This window comes from Motilibacter deserti, assembly GCF_011250635.1.
Taxonomy (GTDB): Bacteria; Actinomycetota; Actinomycetes; order Motilibacterales; family Motilibacteraceae; genus Motilibacter_A; species Motilibacter_A deserti.
The window spans coordinates 1-23,521 of sequence record NZ_JAANNP010000024.1 but is presented as its reverse complement, the minus strand read 5'-3'; the positions used below and the strand labels follow the sequence as shown (position 1 = coordinate 23,521).

The following is a 23,521-nucleotide window of genomic DNA, read 5'->3' as shown; positions in this document are numbered from 1 at the left end:
CGCCCGATGGGCGTGGCCGTCCGCACCTACTACACCTCCCCGCGCTCGGACGACGAGTGGCTGGAGTCCTGGCTCGAGCTGTGGGAGGGCGACGACCTGCTGCCCGGCTACGGCTGGGTCTTCGGCATGGGCGACGGCACCAGCAACATCGGGCTCGGGGTGCTCAACACCTCCAGCGCCTGGGGCAAGGTCGACTACAAGGCACTGCTCAAGCGCTGGGTGGCGGGCATGCCGCCGGAGTGGGGGCTCGACGACGAGACCCGGCTCGGCCCGGTCCGCGGGGCCGCGCTGCCGATGGGGTTCAACCGCCAACCGCACTACACCAAGGGCCTCATGCTGCTCGGCGACGCCGGTGGCATGGTGAACCCCTTCAACGGCGAGGGCATCGCGTACGCGATGGAGTCCGGCGCGATGGCCGCGGAGGTCGCGGCCCAGGCGCTGGCCCGGCCCGAGGGCCCCGCGCGCGAGCTCGCGCTGAGCGCATATCCCCGTGCCCTCAAGGACACCTACGGCGGCTACTACACGCTCGGCCGGGTGTTCGTGAAGCTGATCGGCGATCCGCGCGTCATGCGTCTGGCGACGCGCCACGGGCTGCCGCACCCGCTCCTCATGCGCTTCACGCTCAAGCTGCTGGCCAACCTGACGGACCCGAAGGGCGGTGACGCCATGGACCGCGTCATCGCCGCGATGACGAAGGTGGCGCCGGCAGCATGAGAGAACGCTGGAGACCTGAACTGTCGTGACCTGATCGCGACCTCAGGAGTTGCGCAGAACCGGCGGAATCCGCCGGCCGAATCCGTATAGTTCCGGCCCGGGCCCAGCGCGGGGCACGGCGCGGAACGCGTTGAGGAGGGAGCGGGCTCGTGGACTGGGTACCCATCGCCTGGCTCGGCGGGATCGCGTTCGGCTTCGCCGTCTTCTCCGTGGTCGCGGGCGCCCTCACCGGCCCGCGTCGCTACAACAGAGCCAAGCTTCAGGCATACGAGTGCGGCATCGAGCCCACTCCGCAGCCCGTCGGCGGCGGCCGCTTCCCGGTGAAGTACTACCTCACCGCGATGCTCTTCATCGTCTTCGACATCGAGATCGTCTTCCTCTACCCCTGGGCCGTGGCGTTCGACAGCCTCGGCCTCTTCGGGCTGATCGAGATGGTGCTCTTCATCGCCACCGTCTTCGTCGCGTTCGCCTACGTGTGGCGGCGCGGCGGCCTCGAGTGGGACTGATCGCGACTCGGCACGGAAGGACGGTCTAGCCCATGGGCCTCGAAGAGCAGCTTCCGAGCGGCTTCCTCCTGACCACGGTGGAGGCGGCGGCGGGCTGGGTGCGCAAGGCGTCGCTCTGGCCGGCGACCTTTGGCCTGGCCTGCTGCGCCATCGAGATGATGACGACGGGCGGCCCGAGGTACGACAGCGCCCGCTTCGGGATGGAGGTCTTCCGGGCCTCGCCCCGGCAGGCGGACCTGATGATCGTGGCCGGCCGGGTCAGCCAGAAGATGGCGCCGGTGCTGCGTCAGATCTACGACCAGATGGCGAACCCGAAGTGGGTCCTGGCCATGGGCGTGTGCGCCTCCAGCGGCGGGATGTTCAACAACTACGCGATCGTGCAGGGCGTCGACCACGTCGTCCCGGTCGACGTCTACCTGCCGGGGTGCCCGCCGCGGCCGGAGATGCTGCTCGACGCGATCCTGACGCTGCACGACAAGATCCAGCACTCCAAGCTCGGCGTGAACCGCGTCCGCGAGGAGCAGGAGGCCGAGCGGCTGGCGCTCTCGGCCGCCCCGACGTCCGAGCTGAAGGGCCTGTTGCGGTGAGCGAGCCCAGCGACAGCGCGCGCCGCTCGGTGACGGACCGCACCGAGGGCTCGCCGCTCGAGGCGAAGGACGCGGGGCAGCAGCTCGAGGCGCAGCCGAGCCCTACGGCCAGCGGGGTCCCCAACGAGGTCTTCCAGACGCGGCAGGGGATGTTCGGCGGGCGCAGCGGCGGCGACACCTCGGGCTACGGCCGCATCGTGCGGCGGGTCCAGCTGCCGGGAGCCGCGCAGCGGCCCTACGGCGGGACGTTCGACGTCATCGCCGATGCCCTCGAGCGCGCCTACCCGCAGCTCGACGAGGCGCTCGAGCGCGTGGTCGTCGACCGCGGCGAGCTGACGTTCGTCGTACGCCGCGGGCACCTGCCGCAGGTCATGCGCACGCTGCGCGACGACCCGGCGCTGCGCTTCGAGCTCTGCCTGGGCGCGACGGGCGTGCACTTCCCCGAGGACACCGGACGCGAGCTGCACGTCACCTGGCCGCTGCTGTCGATCACGCACAACAGGCGGGTGCGGGTCGAGACCACCTGTCCCGACGCCGACCCGCACGTCCCGAGCGTGGTCGCGGTCTACCCGACCGACGATTGGCACGAGCGCGAGGTCTGGGACATGTTCGGCGTCGTCTTCGACGGCCACCCGGCGCTGACCCGCATCCTCATGCCGGACGACTGGCCCGGCCACCCGCAGCGCAAGGACTACCCCCTCGGCGGCATCCCGGTGGAATACAAGGGCGCCCAGATCCCGCCGCCTGACGAGCGGAGGTCGTACTCCGGATGAGCAGCAGCATGTACGACGCGCGCCCCGCGGGCGCCGACGACCCGTTCGAGCAGACCCCGCTGGGGGACGCCGCCGACGAAGGCGCCAGCGAGGGCCGCGTCTTCACCGTCAGCGGCTCCGACTGGGACGTCGTCGGAAGCTCCGATCCTGATTCGCACATCGGCGAAGAGCGGATCGTGGTCAACATGGGGCCGCAGCACCCCTCGACCCACGGCGTGCTCCGCCTCATCCTCGAGATGGAGGGGGAGACGGTCACCGAGACCCGGCTCGGCATCGGCTACCTGCACACCGGAATCGAGAAGAACGCCGAATACCGCAACTGGACGCAGGGCGTCACGTTCGTCACGCGCATGGACTACCTCGCCCCGTTCTTCAACGAGGCGGCCTACGTCCTCGGCGTCGAACGGCTGCTCGGCATCAGCGACCAGATCCCCGAGCGCGCCAACGTCATCCGCGTGATGCTGATGGAGCTGAACCGGGTGTCGTCACACCTGGTCTGCCTGGCCACCGGCGGCATGGAGCTCGGCGCCCTGACCGTGATGACCATCGGCTTTCGCGAGCGCGAGCTGATCCTCGACATCTTCGAGGCGGTCACGGGGCTGCGCATGAACCACGCCTATTTCCGCCCGGGCGGCGTGGCCCAGGACCTGCCGAGCGGCGCGACCGAGCTGATCCGGCGCAACGTCGACCTCGTCCGCAGCCGGCTGCACGAGTACGAAGACCTCTGCAACGAGAACTACATCTTCAAGAAGCGCACCGTCGGGGTCGGCTACCTCGACCTGACCGGCTGCATGGCCCTCGGCATCACCGGGCCGATCCTGCGCGCCACCGGGCTCCCGCACGACCTGCGCAAGTCCCAGCCCTACTGCGGCTACGAGACCTACGACTTCGACGTCGCCACCTGGGACACCAGCGACGCCTACGGCCGCTTCCGGATCCGGCTGGAGGAGATGAAGCAGTCCCTGCGCATCGTGGACCAGTGCCTGGAGCGCCTTGCGCCGGGCCCGGTGATGGTGGAGGACAAGAAGATCGCCTGGCCGGCACAGCTCGCCCTCGGCGGGGACGGACTCGGCAACTCCCTCGATCACATCCGGCACATCATGGGCGAGTCCATGGAGGCCCTGATCCACCACTTCAAGCTGGTGACGGAGGGCTTCCGCGTGCCGCCGGGCCAGGTCTACACCGCCATCGAGTCCCCGCGCGGCGAGCTCGGCTGCCACCTGGTCAGCGACGGCGGCACCCGCCCCTACCGCGTGCACTTCAGGGATCCCTCGTTCACGAACCTCCAATCGGCTCCGGCGATGACCGAGGGCGGCCAGGTCGCCGACGTGATCGCGGCCGTCGCCTCGATCGACCCGGTGATGGGCGGGGTGGACCGCTGATGAGCCTGACCGCCGACGCCCTCTCCCGGCTGGAGCTGGACGCCAAGGAGGTGATCGCCCGCTACCCGCGGCCGAGGTCCGCGCTGCTCCCGCTGCTGCACCTCGTGCAGTCCGAGGAGGGCTGGGTGAGCCCCGAGGGCATCGAGCTCTGCGCCCGCTGGCTCGACCTCACGACCGCCGAGGTCAGCGCGGTCGCCACCTTCTACACGATGTACAAGCGCCGCCCCAACGGCGACTACACCGTCGGGGTCTGCACCAACACGCTCTGCGCCGTGCTCGGCGGCGACGAGATCCTCGCCCGGCTCGAGGAGCACCTCGGCGTCCACCACGACGAGACCACGCCGGACGGCAAGGTCACCCTGGAGCACATCGAGTGCAACGCGGCCTGCGACTACGCGCCGGTCGTGATGGTCAACTGGGAGTTCTTCGACAACGTCACCCCGCAGGGCGCGGTCGAGCTGGTCGACCGGCTCCGGGCGGGCGACCCGCCCGCCCCGACCCGTGGCCCGGGCCGGTTGTGCACCTTCAAGCAGGTCGAGCGGGTGCTGGCCGGCTTCGAGGACGGTCTCGCGGACGAGGGCGTGGGGGCCGGGCCGGCCACCCTCGCCGGGCTCCACCTGGCCCGCGAGCGCGGCTGGGCCGCACCCCCGCCGGACGCCGGGGGCGACGCCGCGCTGGGGATGCCCGCCACCGGCTACGGGCCGGGGGGCGGGCCGAGCGGCAGCGACGCGCCGGCCGACACGGCCAAGTCCGACCCGGCCAACCCGACCCCGGCCGGGGCGCCCGACGAGAACTCCAGCGAGGGAGGCAAGCGCCAGTGACCGAGCAGCCCACCGCCCCGCTGACCCCGGTGCTCTCGCGCACCTGGGACTCCGACCGCTCCTGGTCGCTCGAGGCCTACAAGGCCAAGGACGGCTACCGCGGCCTGCACGCCGCGCTCGCCATGTCGCCGGACGAGGTCATCGCCCTCGTGAAGGACTCGGGGCTGCGCGGCCGTGGGGGAGCGGGCTTCCCCACCGGCATGAAGTGGGGCTTCATCCCGCAGAACGACGGCAAGCCGCACTACCTCGTCGTCAACGCCGACGAGAGCGAGCCCGGCACCTGCAAGGACATCCCGCTGATGATGGCGGCGCCGCACCAGCTGGTCGAGGGCGTCATCATCGCCGCCTACGCGATCCGGGCCAGCACGGCCTTCATCTACGTGCGCGGCGAGGTCGTCCACGTCTACCGCCGGCTGCTCGCGGCCGTGCGGGAGGCGTACGACGCCGGCTACCTCGGGCGCAACGTGCTCGGGTCCGGCGTCGACGTCGACATCGTCGTGCACGCCGGGGCCGGGGCCTACATCTGCGGCGAGGAGACCGCGCTGCTCGACTCGCTCGAGGGCTACCGCGGGCAGCCGCGGCTGCGCCCGCCGTTCCCGGCCATCGCCGGGCTCTACAGCGCCCCCACGGTCATCAACAACGTCGAGTCGATCTCCACCGTCCCGGTCGTCGTGCTCAACGGGGCCGACTGGTTCAAGTCCATGGGCACCGAGAAGTCCGCGGGCATGACGCTCTACTCGCTCTCGGGCCACGTGGAGCGGCCGGGGCAGTACGAAGCCCCGCTCGGCGTCACGCTGCGCCAGCTGCTGGAGATGTCGGGCGGCGTACGCGCCGGGCACGAGCTCAAGTTCTGGACTCCGGGTGGGTCGTCGACCCCGCTGCTGACCGCGGAGCACCTCGACGTCCCGCTGGACTACGAGGGGGTCGGCGCCGCCGGGTCGATGCTCGGCACGAAGGCGCTGCAGGTCTTCGACGAGACGACGTGCGTCCTGCGCTGCGTCCTTCGCTGGACCGAGTTCTACGCCCACGAGTCGTGCGGCAAGTGCACGCCCTGCCGCGAGGGGACCTATTGGCTCGTCCAGTCGCTGCGCAAGCTCGAGGCGGGGGAGGGTGCCGAGGAGGACCTGGCCCGGCTGCTCGACCTCTGCGACAACATCCTCGGCCGGTCGTTCTGCGCCCTCGGCGACGGTGCGACGAGCCCCATCACCTCGTCCCTGAAGTACTTCCGCGACGAGTACGTCGCGCACTTCACCTCCGGCGGGTGCCCCTTCGACCCCGTCGCGTCGACCGTCTTCGCAGGAGCCCTGGCTCGATGACCGTCACCACGAGCACGCCCGCCGGCAGCGGCGGGGACGTGCAGAAGAACGAAGAGCTGGTCACCCTCACCATCGACGGCTTCGAGGTGAGCGTCCCCAAGGGCACGCTCATCATCCGGGCCGCCGAGATGCTGGGCATCGCCATCCCGCGCTTCTGCGACCACCCGCTGCTCGACCCGGTGGGCGCCTGCCGCCAGTGCCTGGTCGAGATCCCCGACGCCGGCAACGGCCGCGGCATGCCGAAGCCCGCCGCGTCCTGCACCACGACGGTGGCGCCCGGGATGGTCGTCAACACCCAGCTCTCCTCGCCCGTCGCCGACAAGGCGCAGAAGGGCGTGATGGAGCTGCTGCTGGTCAACCATCCGCTCGACTGCCCCGTGTGCGACAAGGGCGGGGAGTGCCCGCTGCAGAACCAGGCCATGACGAACGGCCGGCCGGAGTCCCGGTTCGACGGGGTCAAGCGGACCTACCCCAAGCCCATCCCGATCTCGGCGCAGGTGCTGCTCGACCGCGAGCGCTGCGTGCTGTGCGCGCGGTGCACCCGCTTCTCCAACCAGGTCGCCGGCGACTCCTTCATCGAGATGCTCGAGCGCGGCGCGCTGCAACAGGTCGGGATCTACACCAAGCAGCCCTTCGAGTCCTACTTCTCCGGCAACACGATCCAGATCTGCCCCGTGGGGGCGCTGACGTCGGCGGCCTACCGCTTCCGGGCGCGCCCGTTCGACCTCGTCTCGACGCCGACCGCGTGCGAGCACTGCGCGTCGGGGTGCGCGCTGCGCACCGACGTGCGCCGCGGCGCCGTGCAGCGCCGGCTCGCCGGGGACGACCCGCAGGTCAACGAGGAGTGGAACTGCGACAAGGGGCGCTTCGCGTTCCGCTACACCGCCCTGCCAGACCGCATCACGACGCCGCTCGTGCGCGAGGGCGGCGAGCTCGTGCCGACCTCCTGGGCCGACGCGCTCGACGTGGCCGCCCGCGGGCTGCTCGCGGCGAAGGCCCGCGGCGGGGTCGGCGTCCTTCCCGGTGGACGCGTCGCGCAGGAGGACGCCTACGCCTACGCCAAGTTCGCCCGGCTGGTGCTCGGGACCAACGACGTGGACTTCCGGTCCCGCCCGCACTCGGGCGAGGAGGCGGCCTTCCTCGGCGCGCACGTGGCCGGGCGCACGCTCGGCAGCGCCGGGGCGGTGACGTACGCCGACCTCGAGGCCGCGCCGGTCGTGCTGCTCGCCGGCCTGGAGCCGGAGGAGGAGTCGCCCATCGTCTTCCTGCGGCTGCGCAAGGCGGTCCGCAAGAACCGGCTCCGGGTCCTCGCCGTCGCCCCCTGGGCGACCCGCGGGCTGCAGAAGCTCTCCGGCGAGCTGGTGCCCGCCGCGCCCGGCACCGAGGCCGAGGTGCTCGACGCCCTGGGCGCCCCGGACGGCGAGCTCGCCGCGCTCGGCGAGCTGCTGCGCGCCCCCGGCGCCGTGGTCCTCGCGGGCGAGCGGCTCGGCTACGTCCCCGGCGCGATGTCCGCCCTCGCCCGGCTCGTCGGGGCGACCGGCGCGCGCGTGGGGTGGGTCCCGCGCCGTGCCGGCGAGCGCGGCGCCCTCGAGGCGGGAGCGCTGCCGACCCTGCTGCCCGGCGGGCGCCCGGTCGAGGACGCCGAGGCGCGGGTCGACCTGGCCGCCGCCTGGGGCCTCGCCCTGCACGAGGGCTTCCGGCTGCCGGGCTCGCCCGGGCGCGACACCGCCGCGATCCTGGCCGCGGCAGCCGCGGGCACGCTCGCCGGCCTCGTCGTCGGCGGCGTCGACCCGCACGACCTGCCGGCACCGCGGGCCGCGCTCGCGGCGCTCGACGCCGTCGGGTTCCTGGTCAGCCTCGAGCAGCGGGCCAGCGCGGTCACCGAGCGCGCCGACGTGGTGCTGCCGGTGGCGCCGGTCGCCGAGCGGGCCGGCACGTTCGTCGACTGGGAGGGCCGGGCACGCCCGTTCGCGGCTGCGCTGGCCAACCCGCAGCAGACACTGCCCAGCCTGGCCGACGTCCGGGTGCTCGACACCCTGGCCGAGGAGATGGGCGTACGCCTCGGGCTGCCGACGGTCGAGGCCGCGCGCCGCGAGCTGGCCGAGCTGGGGGCCTGGGAGGGGCGCCGCGCCGCTGCCCCCGCGGTCGGCGTACCCGAGCCGCCGCAGCCGGAGGCCGGGCAGGCGGTGCTCGCGACCTGGCACCAGCTGCTCGACCTCGGCCGGCTGCAGGACGGCGAGCCGCACCTGGCCGCCACCGCCAAGCCGGCGTACGCGCGGATGTCGCCGTCGACCGCCGCCGAGATCGGGGCGAGCGACGGCGGGCGCGTCACCGTGTCGACGCCGGAGGGCGCGCTCACGCTTCCGCTCGTCGTGACCGAGATGCCGGACCGCGTGGTGTGGCTGCCGACCAACTCGCCGGGCTCGACCGTTCGCGCCACGCTCGGCGCGGACGCCGGGGCCGTGGTCGCCGTCGCCCCCGCGGGCGCGGCTCTCGACGGCACCAGCCCCGCGGCCGCGGAAGGGGCGCCCGCATGAACGACACCGCCAGCCTGCTCGCCGACGACCCCTGGTGGCTCATCGCCTTCAAGGCCGTCTGCGTCTTCGGCTTCCTCGTCGTCATCACGCTGTTCAACATCGTGTTCGAGCGCCGGGTCGTCGCCCGGATGCAGCACCGCATCGGGCCCAACCGGCACGGCCCGTTCGGCAGCCTGCAGTCGCTCGCCGACGGGGTGAAGCTGGCGTTCAAGGAGGACCTGACGCCGAGCACCGCCGATAAGGTGGTGTTCTTCCTCGCCCCCGTCATCTCGACGGCGCCGGCGTTCCTCGCCTTCGCCGTCATCCCGTTCGGGCCCGAGGTCTCGATCTTCGGTGAGCGGACGACGCTGCAGCTCGCCGACTTCCCGGTCGGCGTGCTCTACGTCCTCGCCATCGCCTCGGTCGGGATCTACGGCATCGTGCTCGCCGGCTGGTCCAGCGGCTCGACCTACCCGCTGCTCGGCGGCCTGCGCTCGTCGGCCCAGATGATCTCCTACGAGGTCGCGATGGGGCTGTCGTTCGTCGCGGTCTTCCTCGTCGCCGGCTCGATGTCGACCTCGCAGATCGTCGCCGAGCAGTCGGACTGGTGGTACGGCGTCATCCTCTTCCCGTCCTTCGCGATCTACCTCGTCGCGATGGTCGGTGAGACCAACCGCGCGCCGTTCGACCTGCCGGAGGCCGAGGGCGAGCTCGTCGGCGGCTTCCACACCGAGTACTCGTCGCTGAAGTTCGCGCTCTTCTTCCTCGCCGAGTACATCAACATGGTCAACGTCTCGGCCCTGGCCACGACGCTCTTCCTCGGCGGCTGGCGCGCCCCGTGGCCGATCTCGCTGTGGGACGGGGCCAACGAGGGCTGGTGGCCGCTGCTCTGGTGGATCGCGAAGGTCGTGATCCTCATCTTCGTCTTCGTGTGGCTGCGCGGCACGCTGCCGCGGCTGCGCTACGACCAGTTCATGAAGCTGGGCTGGAAGGGCCTCATCCCGGTCTCGCTGGCCTGGATCGTGCTGCTGGCCACGGTCCTCACGGTCCGCCGCGAGACCGACATCGACACCCGGACGCTGCTCTTCACCTTCGCCGGCATCCTCGTCGTCGGGCTGCTGCTCAGCTTCGTGTGGGACGCCGTGGCCGCCCGCAAGGAGGCCACGAAGCTCGAGGTGCGCACCGCTCCCCGGCAGCGCGACGCCTTCTCGGGCGGCTTCCCGGTGCCACCGCTGCCGGGCCAGTCGCTCGACGAGCCGGCCCGCCAGCCGGCGCACTCGGGCGCGGCCGCACCCGACGCCGGCACGACCGGACCCGACACAGCGCAGGAGGGCGACCGTGGCTGACGAGCGGACGCCGGCGACCCGCCCGACGGCGGCAGCGGCACGTACCCCGTCCGAAGGGCCGTCGACGGCGGGCCCCGGGCAGTCCCAGCCCGGCGCGCTGGACGCGGTGAAGGGCTTCGGCGTCACCTTCTCGACGATGTTCAAGAAGGTCGTCACCGAGCAGTACCCCGAGGAGAAGAAGCCGACGGCGCCGCGCTTCCACGGCCGCCACCAGCTCAACCGGCACCCCGACGGGCTGGAGAAGTGCATCGGGTGCGAGCTCTGCGCCTGGGCCTGCCCGGCCGACGCGATCTACGTCGAGGGCGCGGACAACACCGAGGAGGAGCGCTTCTCCCCGGGTGAGCGCTACGGCCGCGTCTACCAGATCAACTACCTGCGGTGCATCTTCTGCGGGCTCTGCATCGAGGCGTGCCCGACGCGCGCGCTCACGATGACCAACGAGTACGAGCTCGCCGACACCTCGCGCGCGGAGCTGATCTACGAGAAGGAGGACCTGCTCGGGCCGATGCTGTCCGGCATGGTCCCCGCTCCGCACCCGATGGTGGACGGCACGACCGAGGACGACTACTACGCCGGCCGCGTCAAGGGCGCGACCGACGCCCAGATCCGCTACGCCGCGGAGCGCTCGGGCCGGCCGATGCCCGCGACCACCCCCGCCGGCCCGGGCGGCGTCCCGAAGGAGGAGAGGCCGTGACCCCGGCCGTGTCGGACCCTCTGCTCGCGGCAGCGCACACCTCCACGACCGAGGCGTTCGGCTTCTGGGTGCTGGCCCCGATCGCGGTCCTCGCCGCGCTCGGGATGCTCTTCGTCCGCAAGGCCGTGCACTCGGCGCTGCTGCTGGCGACGACCATGATCGTGCTCGCGGTGTTCTACCTCGCGCAGAGCGGGCCGTTCCTCGGCATCGTGCAGATCGTCGTCTACACCGGCGCCGTGATGATGCTGTTCCTCTTCGTCCTCATGCTCGTGGGCGTCGATTCCAGCGACTCGCTGGTGGAGACACTGCGCGGGCAGCGCCTGACCGGCCTGTTGCTCGCGCTCGGCTTCGGGGTCCTCGTCGTCGGGGCGCTCGGACGCTCCGCCTTCGACGACGTGACCGTCGTCGGGCTCGGGACGGCCAACGCGGACGGCAACGTCGAGGGCATCGCCCGGCTGCTCTTCACCGACTACGTCCTCGCGTTCGAGGTGACGAGCGCGCTGCTCATCACCGCCGCGCTGGGCGCCATGGTGCTCGCGCACCGCGAGCGGCACACCCCGCGCAAGAGCCAGCGCGAGCTGTCCGAGGAGCGGTTCCGCTCCGACGAGCACCCCGGCCCGCTGCCGCCTCCCGGGGTGTACGCCCGCCACAACGCCGTGGACTTCCCCGCGCTGCTGCCGGACGGCAGCACCTCCGACCTCTCGGTGTCGCGGGTCCTCGTCGCGCGCGGCGACGTGCAGGACGTGCAGCCCGCGGTGGAGACGACCGAGCAGCGCTCGATCGAGGCGGGCGAGGCGCCGGAGGACGTTCGGCCCGGCCCGACGCAGGGGGGCCGCTACTGATGGGCGTGCAGAACTACCTCTACCTGTCGGCGATCCTCTTCACCATCGGCGCCGCCGGGGTGCTGCTGCGGCGCAACGCGATCGTCGTCTTCATGTGCGTCGAGCTGATGCTCAACGCGACCAACCTCGCGTTCGTCACCTTCGCCCGCATCCACGGCAACCTCGACGGCCAGATCATCGCGTTCTTCGTCATGGTCGTGGCGGCCGCCGAGGTCGTGGTCGGGCTCGCCATCATCGTGACGATCTTCCGGACGCGGCGCTCCACCTCGGTCGACGACGCCAACCTCCTCAAGTACTGAGACGGACGGACCCGCAGTGACTGACGGAGAGACGAAGTGAGCTTCCCGTACGCGCCGGTGCTGGCGGCCGCCGAGCCCGCGTCCGTGGCGCAGGCCAGCGGCACCGCCGACCTGACGTGGCTGCTGCTCGCCTTCCCCATCGCCGGGGCGGCGGTCCTGCTGCTCGGCGGACGGCGTACGGACAGGTTCGGCCACCTGCTCGGGACGCTGGCGTCCGCGGCGTCCTTCGTGGTCGCGCTCGTGCTGTGGCTCGACATGGCCGGCCGCGACGTCGAGGAGCGGGCGACGATCCAGAAGCTCTGGACCGCGATCGACGTCGGCCGCTTCCACGTCGACATCGCGCTGCAGCTGGACCAGCTGTCGATGGCGTTCGTGCTGCTCATCACCGGCGTCGGCACGCTGATCCACATTTACTCCATCGGCTACATGGCGCACGACCCGGACCGGCGGCGGTTCTTCGCCTACCTCAACCTCTTCGTCGCGGCGATGCTGCTGCTCGTCCTCGGCTCGGACTACTTCGTCGTCTACATCGGCTGGGAGGGCGTGGGCCTGGCGTCCTACCTCCTCATCGGCTTCTGGGGACGCAACCCGGCCTATGCGACCGCGGCCAAGAAGGCGTTCGTCGCCAACCGCGTCGGCGACGTGGGGATGTCGCTCGCGATCATCCTGATGTTCACGACCTTCGGCGCCACCGACTTCGTCCGCGTGCACGCCGCCGCGGCGGGCGCGGGGGAGGGGACGCTGACGGCGATCGGGCTGCTCCTGCTGCTCGCGGCCTGCGGCAAGTCCGCCCAGCTGCCGCTGCAGTCCTGGCTCGGCGACGCGATGGCCGGCCCGACGCCCGTCTCGGCGCTCATCCACGCCGCGACGATGGTGACCGCCGGGGTCTACCTCATCGTCCGCTCGGGCCCGATCTTCGACCTCGCGCCGACCGCGCAGCTGGTGGTCGCGATCGTCGGCGCCGCGACGCTGGTCTTCGGGGCGGTCATCGGCCTGGCCAAGGACGACATCAAGAAGGCGCTGGCCGCGTCGACGATGAGCCAGATCGGCTACATGGTGCTGGCCGCGGGCCTCGGCCCCGCGGGCTACGCCGTGGCGATCTTCCACCTGCTGACCCACGGGTTCTTCAAGGCCGGCCTCTTCCTCGGGGCGGGCTCGGTGATGCACGCGATGAACGACACCACCGACATGCGCCGCTTCGGCGGGCTGCGCACGGCGATGCCGGTCACCTTCGTGACGTTCGGGCTCGGCTACCTCGCGATCATCGGCTTCCCGCTGCTGTCCGGCTTCTGGAGCAAGGACAAGATCATCGAGACCGCCTTCCACGAGGGCGGCGTCGAGGGCTGGACGCTGGGCGTCGTCGCGCTGCTGGGCGCCGGCATCACTGCGTTCTACATGACCCGCGTGATGGTGATGACGTTCTTCGGCCCGCGCCGCTGGGCGGAGGACGCGCACCCGCACGAGGCGCCCGCGGTGATGACCGCGCCCATGGTGCTGCTCGCCCTGGGCTCGGTGTTCCTCGGCGGGATCCTGGCGTACGGCGGGATGCTGCAGGACTGGCTCGAGCCGGTGGTCGGCGGCCACGGCGAGGAGGAGGGCGTCACGACGCTCTCGCCGATCGTGGTGACGCTGCTGACGCTCCTCGTCGTCGCCGGCGGCGCCGCGGCCGCCTATCTGCAGTACGGCCGGCGCGAGGTGCCGGTCGTGGCCCCGGTCGGCTCGCCGGCGACCATCGCCGCGCGCAACGACCTCTACCAGGACGCGTTCAACGAGGCCGTCCTCATGCGGCCCGGGCAGTACCTCACGCGGTCGCTCGTCTACGCGGACAACCGCGGCGTCGACGGCGCGGTCAACGGGCTCGCCGCTCTCATCGGCGGCACCTCCGGCCGCCTGCGACGGCTGCAGACCGGCTTCGTGCGCAGCTACGCCCTGTCCATGCTCGGCGGCGCGGCCCTCGTGGTGGGCGCCCTTCTCCTCGTGAGGATCTGACGGCCGCGATGACCGATCCAGAGTTCCCCTGGCTGAGCGTGATCGGCGCGGTTCCGCTCGTCGGCTCCGTGGCAGTGGCGTCGGTGCCGCGCGGCCGCGAGCTGCTCGCCAAGCAGCTGGCCGTCGGCGTCTCGCTCGTCGTGCTCGCCCTGGTCGTCGCCCTCGGCGTGCAGTTCGACACCGACGAGGCCGGCGCCTTCCAGTTCACCGAATACCACAAGTGGGTTCCGGAATTCGGCGTCAGCTATGCGCTGGGCGTCGACGGGATCGCCCTGGTGCTGCTGGCCCTCGTCGCGCTGCTGACGCCGGTCTGCCTGCTCGCCTCGTGGAACGACATCACCGAGGCCCCCGGCGCGCGCCGGGTGCAGACGTTCTTCGCTCTGATGCTCGCCGTCGAGGGCATCCTGGTCGGCGTCTTCGCCGCGACCGACGTCTTCCTCTTCTACGTCCTGTTCGAGGCCGTCCTCATCCCGATGTACTTCATCATCGGCGGCTTCGGCGGTGCCCAGCGCTCCTACGCCGCCGTGAAGTTCCTCATCTACTCGCTGCTCGGCGGACTGCTGATGCTGGCTTCGGTCATCGGCCTCTACGTCGCCGGGCCGGGCGGGGAGACCGGCTTCCTGCGCAGCACCCTCGAGGGCGCGTCCATCGACCCGACGACGCAGCGCTGGCTCTTCCTCGGGTTCTTCATCGCCTTCGCCATCAAGGCCCCGCTCTGGCCGCTGCACACCTGGCTGCCGGACGCGGCGTCGGAGGCGCCCCCCGGCGGCGCGGTCATGCTCGTCGGCGTGCTCGACAAGATCGGCACCTTCGGCATGATCGCCTACTGCCTGCCGCTCTTCCCGGACGCCTCCGTCTGGGCCCGGCCCGTCGTCGTCGTGCTCTGCGTGGTGGGTGTCATCTACGGCGCGCTCGTCGCGATCGGCCAGGCCGACCTCATGCGGCTCATCGCGTACACCTCGGTCTCGCACTTCGGCTTCATCGCGCTCGGCATCTTCGCGATGACCTCGCAGGGACAGGCCGGCTCGACGCTCTACATGCTCAGCCACGGGTTCTCGACCGCGGCGCTCTTCCTGCTGGCCGGGATGCTCGCCGCCCGCCGCGGGTCGCGCCGCATCGCGGACTTCGGCGGGGTGCAGCGGGTGGCACCGGTGCTCGCCGGGCTCTTCCTGATGGCGGGCCTGTCCAGCCTCGCGCTGCCGGGCTTCTCCAGCTTCGTCAGCGAGTTCCTCGTGCTGGCGGGGACGTACGGCCGCTACACCGTCGCGGCGATCGTCGCGACCCTCGGCATCGTGCTGGCCGCGCTCTACATCCTGATCGTCTATCAACGGGTGATGACCGGGCCGGTGGCGAAGGCGGTCGAGGGCTTCCGCGACCTGCGCCCGCGCGAGCTCTGGAGCGTCGCGCCGGTCATCGCGCTGCTGCTCGCGCTGGGGGTGGCGCCGCAGCTGGCGCTGGACGTGATCAACCCGGCGGTCGACCGCACGCTGCAGTCGGTCAACCAGGGTGACCCGCAGCCGGACGTCCCGGCCACGGCGGAGCAGGGGAGCGGACGATGACGGTCGCAGCTGTGGTGTCCGCCGCCTCGGTGCCGGCTGCCTCGGTGTCTGCTGCGGCGGCGGACAGCATCCCCGCCCCGCACATCGAGTACGGCGTCCTCTCGCCACTGTTCGTCGTGTTCGGCGCCGCGGTGCTCGGGGTGCTCGTCGAGGCCTTCGCCCCGCGGGCCGCCCGCTGGGCCGTCCAGGTCGGGCTCACGGTGCTGGGCCTGGTCGGCGCGTTCGTCGCCGTGGTGCTCGTGGCGAGCTCGGACGACTGGAAGGGCGCCCGCGCCGTCGTGGCCGAAGGTGCCGTGACCGTCGACGGGCCGACGCTCTTCCTGCAGGGCACGATCCTGCTGCTCGCCTTCGTGGCGGTGCTGCTGCTCGCGGAGCGGCGCCTCGATCCCGGCCCGAGCGGCGCGTTCGCCGCACAGGCCTCGACCGTCCCCGGCTCGCCGGGGGAGCGCGAGGCCACGCGTGCGGGTGCCGCGCAGACCGAGGTCTTCCCGCTGACGCTGTTCGCGGTGGGCGGCATGCTGCTCTTCCCCGCGGCCAACGACCTGCTCGTCGCCTTCGTGGCCCTCGAGGTGCTGTCGCTGCCGCTCTACCTGCTCTGCGGGCTCGCCCGGCGGCGCCGCCTGCTCTCGCAGGAGGCGGCGATGAAGTACTTCCTGCTCGGGGCGTTCTCGTCGGCGTTCTTCCTCTACGGCATCGCGCTCCTCTACGGCTATGCCGGCTCGATCCGCCTCTCGGAGATCGCGGACGCCGCGACCCAGGCGCAGGGCAGCGACGTCCTGCTGCTCAGCGGCGTCGGGCTCGTCACCGTGGGCCTGCTGTTCAAGGCCGGCGCGGCGCCGTTCCACGCCTGGACGCCGGACGTCTATCAGGGAGCCCCGACCGCGGTCACGGCCTTCATGGCCGCGTGCACCAAGGTCGCGGCCTTCGGCGCGCTGCTGCGCATCTACTACGTGGCGTTCGGCGGGCTCAAGTGGGAGTGGCGCCCGCTCATGTGGGGCGTGGCCATCCTCACCATGCTGGTCGGCGCGGTCATCTCGCTGACCCAGCAGGACGTCAAGCGGATGCTCGCCTACTCCTCGATCGCCCACGCCGGCTTCGTGCTCGTCGGGGTGCTGGCGGCCGACGACGCCGGGCTGCGCGGCGTGCTGTTCTACCTGCTGGCCTACGGCTTCGCCACGATCGGCGCGTTCGCGGTCGTGACCATGGTCCGCGACCCGGCCGGCGAGGCCACGCACTTGTCGCAGTGGGCCGGGCTGGGGCGGCGGTCACCTCTCGTGGCGGGCGCGTTCGCGATCTTCCTGCTCTCGTTCGCCGGCATCCCGCTGACGTCCGGCTTCATGAGCAAGTACGCCGTGTTCTCCGCGGCGCTGGACGGCGGCGCCTCGCCGGTCGTGGTGGTCGCGGTGCTCGCCTCGGTCGTCGCGGCGTTCTTCTACGTCCGCGTGATCGTCCTGATGTTCTTCAGCGAGCCGGCCGCTGACGGGCCGACGGTGGCCGTTCCGAGCATCCTCACGACGGTCGCGCTGGCCCTAGGCGTTACCGTCACTCTCGTGCTCGGAGTGATTCCTCAGCCCGTCCTCGACCTGGCCGGCGACGCCGCGGCCTTCGTCCGCTGACGGGCGCCGTGACCCCACCTGCCAGCCGGCCGGCCGCCAGCCCGCCGCCGACCGCCGGCCAGCTGCTCGGGCTGCCGCCGATCGACCCCGAGCTCGAGGCGAGCCTCGCCCAGGGCCTGGACGAGGTCGAGGAGCTGCTGCGCGAGTCCGTCAGCAGCTCCCTCGGGTTCGTCACCGAGGCCTCGCGCCACCTGGTCGACGCCGGCGGCAAGCGCTTCCGCCCGCTGTTGGTGCTGCTCGCGGCGCAGTTCGGCGACCCGAAGGCCGCGGGGGTCGTCCCGGCCGCCGTGGTCGTCGAGCTGACCCACCTGGCCTCGCTCTACCACGACGACGTCATGGACGAGGCGCCGCTGCGCCGCGGCGCCCCCAGCGCGAACGCCCGCTACGGCAACTCGCTGGCGATCCTCACCGGGGACTTCCTCTTCGCCCGGGCCGCACACCTGGTCGCCGACCTCGGGCCGGACGCCGTCCGGCTGCAGGCCCGGACCTTCGAGCGGCTCATCACCGGCCAGATCCGGGAGACGATCAAGCCTCCGGAGGGCACCGACCCGGTCGAGCACTACCTCGACGTGCTCGCCGACAAGACCGGCTCGCTCATCGCGACCAGCGGCCGCTTCGGGGCATGGCAGAGCGGCGCCCCGCAGGGCGTCGACGACGTGCTCACGGCGTACGGCGAGCTCATCGGCGTCGCCTTCCAGCTCTCGGACGACCTGCTGGACGTCGCGGGCGAGAGCGGGCTGTCCGGCAAGGCGCTCGGCACCGACCTGCGCGAGGGCGTCCCGACGCTGCCCGTCCTGCACGCGCGCCGGCTCGCCGACCCGGGCGACCCCGACGACGTGCGGCTGCTCGAGCTGCTCGACGGCGACCTGTCCTCCGACGCCGCGCTGGAGGAGGCGCTGGCCCTGCTGCGCGGGCACCGGGCCGTCGAGTCCGCGCGCGCGGACCTGCGGCGCTGGGCCGCGCGGGCCCGCGAGACGCTCGCGCCGCTGCCGGACGTGCCGGCCCGGGTGGCGCTCGAGGCGCTGTGCGAGGTCGTGGTTGAGCGGTCGGCCTAGGCAGGCGCAGGGCGCAGCGCCGGCCGTCGGACCTGTGGAGTGTTGACCGCGCAGTCACCCGGGTGATGCTCCACAGCTGGCCGCGGTGGCGCGAGACCCCGAGGCAGCGGCCTGCACGTCGGCCGCGCCCCCGTAGGTCACTGCGCCGGCGGCTGCTTCGCAGTGAGTGTCGCGAGGGCCTCGCCGACCCAGGCCTCGACCGCCGCCTTGCTCACGCCGAGCCCGCTGAGCACACCGTCGCCGTCCTCCTGCTCGAGCAGGGCCAGCAGGACGTGCTCGGTCCCGACGTAGTTGTGGCCCAGGCGCAGCGCCTCCCGGAACGTCAGCTCGAGCGCCTTCCTCGCGTCCGTGTCGAAGGGGACGAGGTCCGGCGCGTCCGCAGCGGCGGCAGGCAGGGCGGCAAGGGCGGCCGTGCGTACGGCGTCGGTCGTGACGCCGAGCGAGGCGAGCGCCCGGACGGCGAGCCCGTCCGGCTCGGCGAGCAGGCCCAGGACGAGGTGGGCGGGCGTGATCGTGGTGCTGCTCGCGGTGCGGGCCTCGTTCTGGGCGGCGGCGATGACGTTGCGCGCTCGCGGAGTGAAGCGGTTGAAGCCCTCGTTCGGGTCCATCGCCATCGGCTCCACGGGGGTCCGCGGCACGAACCGTTTCTGCGCCGCCTGCTTCGAGACGCCCATGCTGCGCCCGATGTCGGTCCAGGACGCCCCCGACCGCCGGGCCTGATCGACGAAGTGGCCGATCAGGTGGTCGGCCAGCTCACCGAGGTGGTCGGCCACGAGGACCGCGTCGGAGAGCTGCTCGAGGGCGTCGCTGTGTGCCTTCTTGATGCCGCTGATGAGGTCGTCGAGCCGGACCGGCGGGTCGAGGGGGAGAGGTGTCGTCATGCGTCAACGGTAGGTTGACGCACCCTCGCCGTCAACGCCCGGTTGACGTCTCGGGCGCCGGGCGGCTGACGGACGGACGGCTCCGGGCTCAGACCGGGACCCCGTCGGCCGCCTGCTTGATGTCCGCGATCACGATGCGCCGCATCTGGAGCATTGCCTGCACCGCGCGCTGCGCCCGCTCGGGGTCGGGGTCGCGGATGAGCTCGAGCAGCTCCACCGGCGTCACCTGCCACGACACCCCGAACGGGTCCTTCAGCCACCCGCACTGGCTCTCCTGGCCCCCGTTGGCGGTCAGGCCGTCGTAGTAGTGGTCGGCCTCCTCCTGGTCCTTGCACAGGATCTGGAACGAGATGGCCTCGGTGAACGGGAACTGCGGCCCGCCGTTGAGGCCTACGTAGTCCTGTCCGTCCAGCGTGAACTCGACGGTCATCACCGCGCCCTCGGCCCCGGGCTGGTCCGCGCCGTAGCGGGTGACGTTGTTGATCGAGGAGTTCGGGAAGAGCGAGACGTAGAGCTTGGCGGCGTCCTCGGCCTGGCCGTCGAACCAGAGACAGGGGATGGTCTTGGGCATCGCAGGTCCTCTCCTCCTGGGGGAGCGGCCGTCGTGGCCGCTGCCCACTAGGACGCTCTGAGCGGCCCGCACTCATCGGGCTCCCGGCGGCGTAGTCAGCACTCGATGACGTTGACCGCGAGCCCGCCGCGCGAGGTCTCCTTGTACTTCACGCTCATGTCCCGCCCGGTCTCGCGCATCGTGCGGATCACCTGGTCCAGCGAGACGGAATGCCGTCCGTCGCCGCGCAGGGCCATTCGCGCGGCCGTGACCGCCTTGACCGCGGCCATCCCGTTGCGCTCGATGCAGGGGATCTGCACCAGGCCGCCGACGGGGTCGCAGGTGAGGCCCAGGTTGTGCTCCATGCCGATCTCCGCCGCGTTCTCCACCTGCTCGGGGGTGCCGCCGAGAACCTCGGCCAGGGCTCCGGCGGCCATCGAGCAGGCCGATCCGACCTCGCCCTGGCAGCCGACCTCCGCACCGGAGATGGAGGCGTTCTCCTTGTAGAGCAGGCCGATCGCGCCCGCCGCGAGCAGGAAGCGGACCACGTTGTCGTCGTCCGCCCCGGGCGCGAAGCGGGCGTAGTAGTGCAGCACCGCGGGGATGACGCCCGCCGCCCCGTTGGTGGGGGCCGTGACGACGCGGCCGCCGGAGGCGTTCTCCTCGTTGACCGCCATCGCCCACATCGTCAGCCAGTCCATGGCGTTGGCGTCGGTCTGGCCCTCCGCCCGCAGCGCTGCGGCGAGCGCCGGGGCGCGGCGGCGTACGCGCAAGGAGCCGGGCAGCTCGCCCTCGTGCTCGCTCCCGCGGGCGACGCAGCCCCGCATCACCTCCCAGACCTCCAGCAGGCCGGCCCGCACGTCGGCCTCGCTCCGCCAGGCCAGCTCGTTGCGCAGCATCACCCCGCAGACGGGCAGCCCGGTCTCCCGGCACCGGGCGAGGAGCTGCGCTCCGGTGCGGAACGGATGGGCGAGCCGGGCGTCGTCGAGCGTGACCCGGGCCGCGCCGACGGCGTCCTCGTCCACCACGAAGCCGCCGCCGACCGAGTAGTACGTCTTCTCCAGCAGCGCCCGGCCCGCCTCGTCGAGCGCCCGCGCCTGCATCCCGTTGGAGTGGAAGGGGAGGGCCTTGCCCCGGTGGAGCACGATGTCGGTGTCCGGGGAGAAGGCGATCTCGCGTACGCCCAGCAGCGCGAGCCGGCCCGTAGCGCGCACGCGGTCCAGCTCCGGAGCGACGGCCTCGGGGTCGACCGTCCGCGGGGAGTGCCCGGCCAGGCCAAGCACGACCGCTCTCACCGTCCCGTGGCCGTGCCCGGTCGCTCCCAGCGAGCCGAAGAGCTCGACCCGCACAGTGACCGTGCGCTCGAGCAGGCCTGCAGCACGCAGCCGGCGGGCGAACATCCGGGCCGCCCGCATCGGGCCGACCGTGTGCGAGCTCGACGGGCCGATACCGATCGTGAAGAGGTCGAACACGCTCAGTGCCATGCCGTCACCTCCTCGGGGGCGGGACCACTGTTCCAGGTCTACCCGATCGCGGAGTTCTTGCCGGCAGTAATGAAAACGGTATCCATGCCAGCTACAGTGGTTGCCATGAGCACCGCACCGCGCAGCGCCGTCCCGTCCCCTGCCCCCTCCCGTCGTACGCGGCGGCAGCGCACGGCGTCCGCCGTGGCGCTCGCGGGGGCGCTGGCCCTCGGGCTCGCGGCCTGTGGCGACGACGGCGGCTCGGCCGAGCCGGCGGCCGCGGGCGGGGACAAGCTCAAGGTGGTGGCCACGACGGCGATCGTGGCCGACTTCGCCCGCAACGTCGGTGGAGACCTCGTCGACGTGACCCAGATCCTGCAGCCCAACGTCGACCCGCACGACTTCGAGCCCTCCCCGGCCGACATCGTCGCGATCGGCGAGGCCGACGTGCTGGTCGAGAACGGCGTGGGGCTCGAGCACTGGCTCGACGACACGATCAGCGCGTCCGGCTTCGACGGCACGCGGGTCGACTCCAGCGCCGGCGTGACGATCCGCGAGGGCTCGGAGGAGGAGCACGCGGAGGACGAGCACGCGGAGGGCGAGGAGCACGCCGAGGAGGAGGACGGGCACGCCCACGAGGACGGCGACCCGCACATCTGGCACAACCCGCAGAACGCCAAGACGATGGTCGCCAACATCGAGAAGGCGTTCGCGGCGGCGGACGCCGACGACGCGGCGGCCTACACGGCCAACGCGGCGGCCTACTCCGCGCAGATCGACCAGCTCGACGCCGACAACAAGGCCAAGCTCGCCACGATCCCCGCCGCCGACCGCAAGCTCGTGACCAACCACGACGCCTTCGGCTACTACGTCGAGCACTACGGCCTGACCTTCGTCGGCTCGATCATCCCCAGCTTCGACAGCTCGGCCGAGCTCTCCGGCGCCGACGTCAACGCGCTCGTGGACAAGATCAAGGCCACCGGCGTGAAGGCGATCTTCTCCGAGTCCTCGCTGCCGCCGCGGACGGCTGAGTCCATCGCGGAGCGCGCCGGGGTCACGGTCGAGGCGGGCGAGGACGCGCTCTACGGGGACGCGCTCGGGCCGGCCGGGTCCGCCGGCGACACGTACCTGAAGGCTGAAGCGCACAACACCGACACCATCGTGAGCGCGCTCGGTGGATGATTGGCGGGTGCCTGACGCCGCCCCAGCACCTGCGCAAGCCCGCACCGGCCCCGCTCTCGTCTTCGACGCCGCGAGCATCGCCTACGGCGACGTGCCGGTGCTGGAGGGCGTGCACGGCGTGGTCGCCCCGGGCGAGGCCGTCGCGCTCATCGGGCCGAACGGCGCGGGCAAGTCGACGCTGATCAAGGCGGTCCTCGGGCTGGTCCCGGTCGTGTCGGGCGAGATCTCGGTGCTCGGGCAGCCCCCGCGGCAGGCCCGTCGCGACGTGGCCTACGTCCCGCAGGCCGACGCGCTGGACCCGGGGTTCCCGGTCACGGCCGCGCAGGTCGTCCTCATGGGCCGTTATCGGCGGATGGGCTGGCTGCGCCGGCCCGGACGGGAGGACCGGCGCCTGGCGCTCGAGGCGCTCGACGCGGTCGGGCTCGCCTCGCGCGCCTCCACGCGCTTCGGGCTGCTCTCGGGCGGGCAGCGCCAGCGGGTGCTGCTCGCCCGGGCGATCGCGCAGCAGCCGCGGCTGCTGCTGCTGGACGAGCCGTTCAACGGCCTCGACGCGGTGAGCCAGGACGCCCTGCTGGCCGCGATCGCCTCGCTGAAGGCGCGCGGCGTCGCCGTCCTGGTCAGCACCCACGACCTGGCCCTCGCCCACCTCGCGTGCGACGACGTCTGCCTGCTCAACCACCACCAGTTCGCGTTCGGCCCCGTCGACGAGACGCTCACGCCCGAGAACCTGCGGGCGGCGTACGGCGGGCACGCCCTCGAGCTGCGCGGCGACCGCGTGATCGTCACCGGCTGAGCGCGTGTACGACCTGCTCGTGGAGCCCTTCGAGGCTCCGTTCATGGCCCGTGCACTGCTCGAGGTGGTCATCCTCGGCGCGCTGGGCGGCCTCGTCGGCGTCTACGTCCTGCTGCGCCGGCTCGCGTTCGTCGCCGACACGCTGACCCACACCGTCTTCCCCGGCGTCGTGCTCGGCTTCCTCGTCGCCGGCACCGGCGGCGTCTTCTGGGGCGCGCTCGCGGCCGCCGTGATCACCGCCGTCCTGCTCACCGTGCTGACCGCGCGCGAGCTGGTCAGCGAGGACGCCGCGCTCGCCGTGCTGCTCACCGGCATGTTCAGCATCGGCGTGGTGCTGGTGTCGCGCCGCTCGTCCTACTCCTCGGACCTCACAGCCTTCCTGTTCGGCCGCATCCTCGTCGTCACTCGCGAGCAGATCGTCCAGTCGGCCGTCGTGGGCGTCATCACGCTGCTCGTGCTCGCCGTCGCGGGCAAGGAGCTCGTGCTGCGCTCGTTCGACCCGGTAGGGGCGCGGGCCGCGGGCTACCGCACCGGCCTGCTCGACCTCGCGCTCAACCTCGTCATCGCGCTCGTGATCGTCGCCGCCGTGCAGGCGGTCGGGACGATCCTCGTGATCGCGCTGCTCGTCGTCCCCGCG

Annotated in this window: 21 protein-coding genes and 1 pseudogene; 19 read left to right on the top strand and 3 right to left on the bottom strand. The window is 72.2% G+C overall.

All coding sequences use genetic code 11. The annotated features are described in order from the left end of the window. From G9H71_RS16215 to G9H71_RS16140, 16 genes and pseudogenes are all read left to right on the top strand, one after another. Nucleotides 1-714: pseudogene (locus tag G9H71_RS16215) on the top strand (FAD-dependent oxidoreductase); the annotation flags it as partial. Nucleotides 715-863: 149 nt separating this feature from the next. Beyond that, a complete protein-coding gene (locus G9H71_RS16210) occupies nucleotides 864-1,220 on the top strand; it encodes an NADH-quinone oxidoreductase subunit A (RefSeq protein WP_166283635.1) in 357 nt (118 codons plus the stop codon). Between the two features lie 32 nt (nucleotides 1,221-1,252). Beyond that, on the top strand, nucleotides 1,253-1,807 hold the full coding sequence (locus G9H71_RS16205) for a NuoB/complex I 20 kDa subunit family protein (RefSeq protein ID WP_166283633.1): 555 nt from the start codon (nucleotides 1,253-1,255) through the stop codon (nucleotides 1,805-1,807). 29 nt (nucleotides 1,808-1,836) lie between these two features. Beyond that, entirely contained in the window at nucleotides 1,837-2,580 is a 744-nt protein-coding gene (locus tag G9H71_RS16200; RefSeq protein ID WP_407939772.1) for an NADH-quinone oxidoreductase subunit C, read from the top strand. Beyond that, the gene (locus G9H71_RS16195) at nucleotides 2,577-3,962 is read left to right on the top strand and encodes an NADH-quinone oxidoreductase subunit D (RefSeq protein WP_231134936.1); all 1,386 of its coding nucleotides are present in this window, start codon (nucleotides 2,577-2,579) and stop codon (nucleotides 3,960-3,962) included. Before G9H71_RS16200 ends, G9H71_RS16195 begins: the two co-directional genes overlap by 4 nt. Next, nucleotides 3,962-4,783 carry an NADH-quinone oxidoreductase subunit NuoE gene (nuoE, locus tag G9H71_RS16190; RefSeq protein ID WP_166283629.1) on the top strand — a complete coding sequence of 274 codons (822 nt, stop codon included), beginning with the start codon at nucleotides 3,962-3,964 and terminating at the stop codon, nucleotides 4,781-4,783. The genes G9H71_RS16195 and nuoE overlap by 1 nt, the downstream gene beginning before the upstream one ends. Beyond that, entirely contained in the window at nucleotides 4,780-6,099 is a 1,320-nt protein-coding gene (gene nuoF, locus G9H71_RS16185) for an NADH-quinone oxidoreductase subunit NuoF (protein ID WP_166283627.1), read from the top strand. Before nuoE ends, nuoF begins: the two co-directional genes overlap by 4 nt. After that, nucleotides 6,096-8,636 carry an NADH-quinone oxidoreductase subunit G gene (locus G9H71_RS16180; RefSeq protein WP_166283625.1) on the top strand — a complete coding sequence of 847 codons (2,541 nt, stop codon included), beginning with the start codon at nucleotides 6,096-6,098 and terminating at the stop codon, nucleotides 8,634-8,636. The genes nuoF and G9H71_RS16180 overlap by 4 nt, the downstream gene beginning before the upstream one ends. Further along, nucleotides 8,633-9,961: an NADH-quinone oxidoreductase subunit NuoH gene (nuoH, locus tag G9H71_RS16175; protein WP_166283623.1), complete on the top strand. Its 1,329-nt coding sequence runs from the start codon at nucleotides 8,633-8,635 to the stop codon at nucleotides 9,959-9,961. Before G9H71_RS16180 ends, nuoH begins: the two co-directional genes overlap by 4 nt. Before the next feature lie 136 nt (nucleotides 9,962-10,097). After that, nucleotides 10,098-10,655 (top strand): NADH-quinone oxidoreductase subunit NuoI, encoded by a 558-nt coding sequence (nuoI, locus tag G9H71_RS16170; protein ID WP_231134939.1) that lies wholly within the window; start codon nucleotides 10,098-10,100, stop codon nucleotides 10,653-10,655. Further along, the gene (locus tag G9H71_RS16165; protein WP_166283621.1) at nucleotides 10,652-11,497 is read left to right on the top strand and encodes an NADH-quinone oxidoreductase subunit J; all 846 of its coding nucleotides are present in this window, start codon (nucleotides 10,652-10,654) and stop codon (nucleotides 11,495-11,497) included. The genes nuoI and G9H71_RS16165 overlap by 4 nt, the downstream gene beginning before the upstream one ends. Next, entirely contained in the window at nucleotides 11,497-11,796 is a 300-nt protein-coding gene (gene nuoK / locus G9H71_RS16160; RefSeq protein ID WP_166283619.1) for an NADH-quinone oxidoreductase subunit NuoK, read from the top strand. Before G9H71_RS16165 ends, nuoK begins: the two co-directional genes overlap by 1 nt. Nucleotides 11,797-11,880: 84 nt before the next feature. Beyond that, nucleotides 11,881-13,785: an NADH-quinone oxidoreductase subunit L gene (gene nuoL, locus G9H71_RS16155; RefSeq protein WP_166283641.1), complete on the top strand. Its 1,905-nt coding sequence runs from the start codon at nucleotides 11,881-11,883 to the stop codon at nucleotides 13,783-13,785. A gap of 8 nt (nucleotides 13,786-13,793) precedes the next feature. Continuing rightward, nucleotides 13,794-15,344, top strand: coding sequence for an NADH-quinone oxidoreductase subunit M (locus G9H71_RS16150; protein ID WP_166283617.1), 1,551 nt, complete (start codon nucleotides 13,794-13,796; stop codon nucleotides 15,342-15,344). Continuing rightward, nucleotides 15,341-16,960 carry an NADH-quinone oxidoreductase subunit NuoN gene (gene nuoN / locus G9H71_RS16145; protein WP_166283615.1) on the top strand — a complete coding sequence of 540 codons (1,620 nt, stop codon included), beginning with the start codon at nucleotides 15,341-15,343 and terminating at the stop codon, nucleotides 16,958-16,960. Before G9H71_RS16150 ends, nuoN begins: the two co-directional genes overlap by 4 nt. Before the next feature lie 62 nt (nucleotides 16,961-17,022). Next, nucleotides 17,023-18,015 carry a polyprenyl synthetase family protein gene (locus G9H71_RS16140; RefSeq protein ID WP_166283639.1) on the top strand — a complete coding sequence of 331 codons (993 nt, stop codon included), beginning with the start codon at nucleotides 17,023-17,025 and terminating at the stop codon, nucleotides 18,013-18,015. Between the two features lie 137 nt (nucleotides 18,016-18,152). On the opposite strand, the gene G9H71_RS16135 is transcribed toward G9H71_RS16140, so the two are convergent. From G9H71_RS16135 to G9H71_RS16125, 3 genes are all read right to left on the bottom strand, one after another. Beyond that, nucleotides 18,153-18,896 (bottom strand): Clp protease N-terminal domain-containing protein, encoded by a 744-nt coding sequence (locus G9H71_RS16135; RefSeq protein ID WP_166283613.1) that lies wholly within the window; start codon nucleotides 18,894-18,896, stop codon nucleotides 18,153-18,155. 88 nt (nucleotides 18,897-18,984) lie between these two features. After that, nucleotides 18,985-19,467 (bottom strand): VOC family protein, encoded by a 483-nt coding sequence (locus G9H71_RS16130; RefSeq protein ID WP_166283611.1) that lies wholly within the window; start codon nucleotides 19,465-19,467, stop codon nucleotides 18,985-18,987. Nucleotides 19,468-19,562: 95 nt separating this feature from the next. After that, nucleotides 19,563-20,930 (bottom strand): L-serine ammonia-lyase, encoded by a 1,368-nt coding sequence (locus G9H71_RS16125; RefSeq protein ID WP_166283609.1) that lies wholly within the window; start codon nucleotides 20,928-20,930, stop codon nucleotides 19,563-19,565. 105 nt (nucleotides 20,931-21,035) lie between these two features. Between G9H71_RS16125 and G9H71_RS16120 the strand changes: the two genes are divergently transcribed. The 3 genes from G9H71_RS16120 to G9H71_RS16110 form a co-directional block, all read left to right on the top strand. Next, nucleotides 21,036-22,091 (top strand): metal ABC transporter substrate-binding protein, encoded by a 1,056-nt coding sequence (locus G9H71_RS16120; RefSeq protein ID WP_166283607.1) that lies wholly within the window; start codon nucleotides 21,036-21,038, stop codon nucleotides 22,089-22,091. A gap of 7 nt (nucleotides 22,092-22,098) precedes the next feature. Further along, a complete protein-coding gene (locus G9H71_RS16115; RefSeq protein WP_331273048.1) occupies nucleotides 22,099-22,884 on the top strand; it encodes a metal ABC transporter ATP-binding protein in 786 nt (261 codons plus the stop codon). Between the two features lie 4 nt (nucleotides 22,885-22,888). After that, a partial coding sequence (locus tag G9H71_RS16110) for a metal ABC transporter permease (protein ID WP_331273047.1) occupies nucleotides 22,889-23,521 on the top strand: 633 nt, incomplete at its 3' end.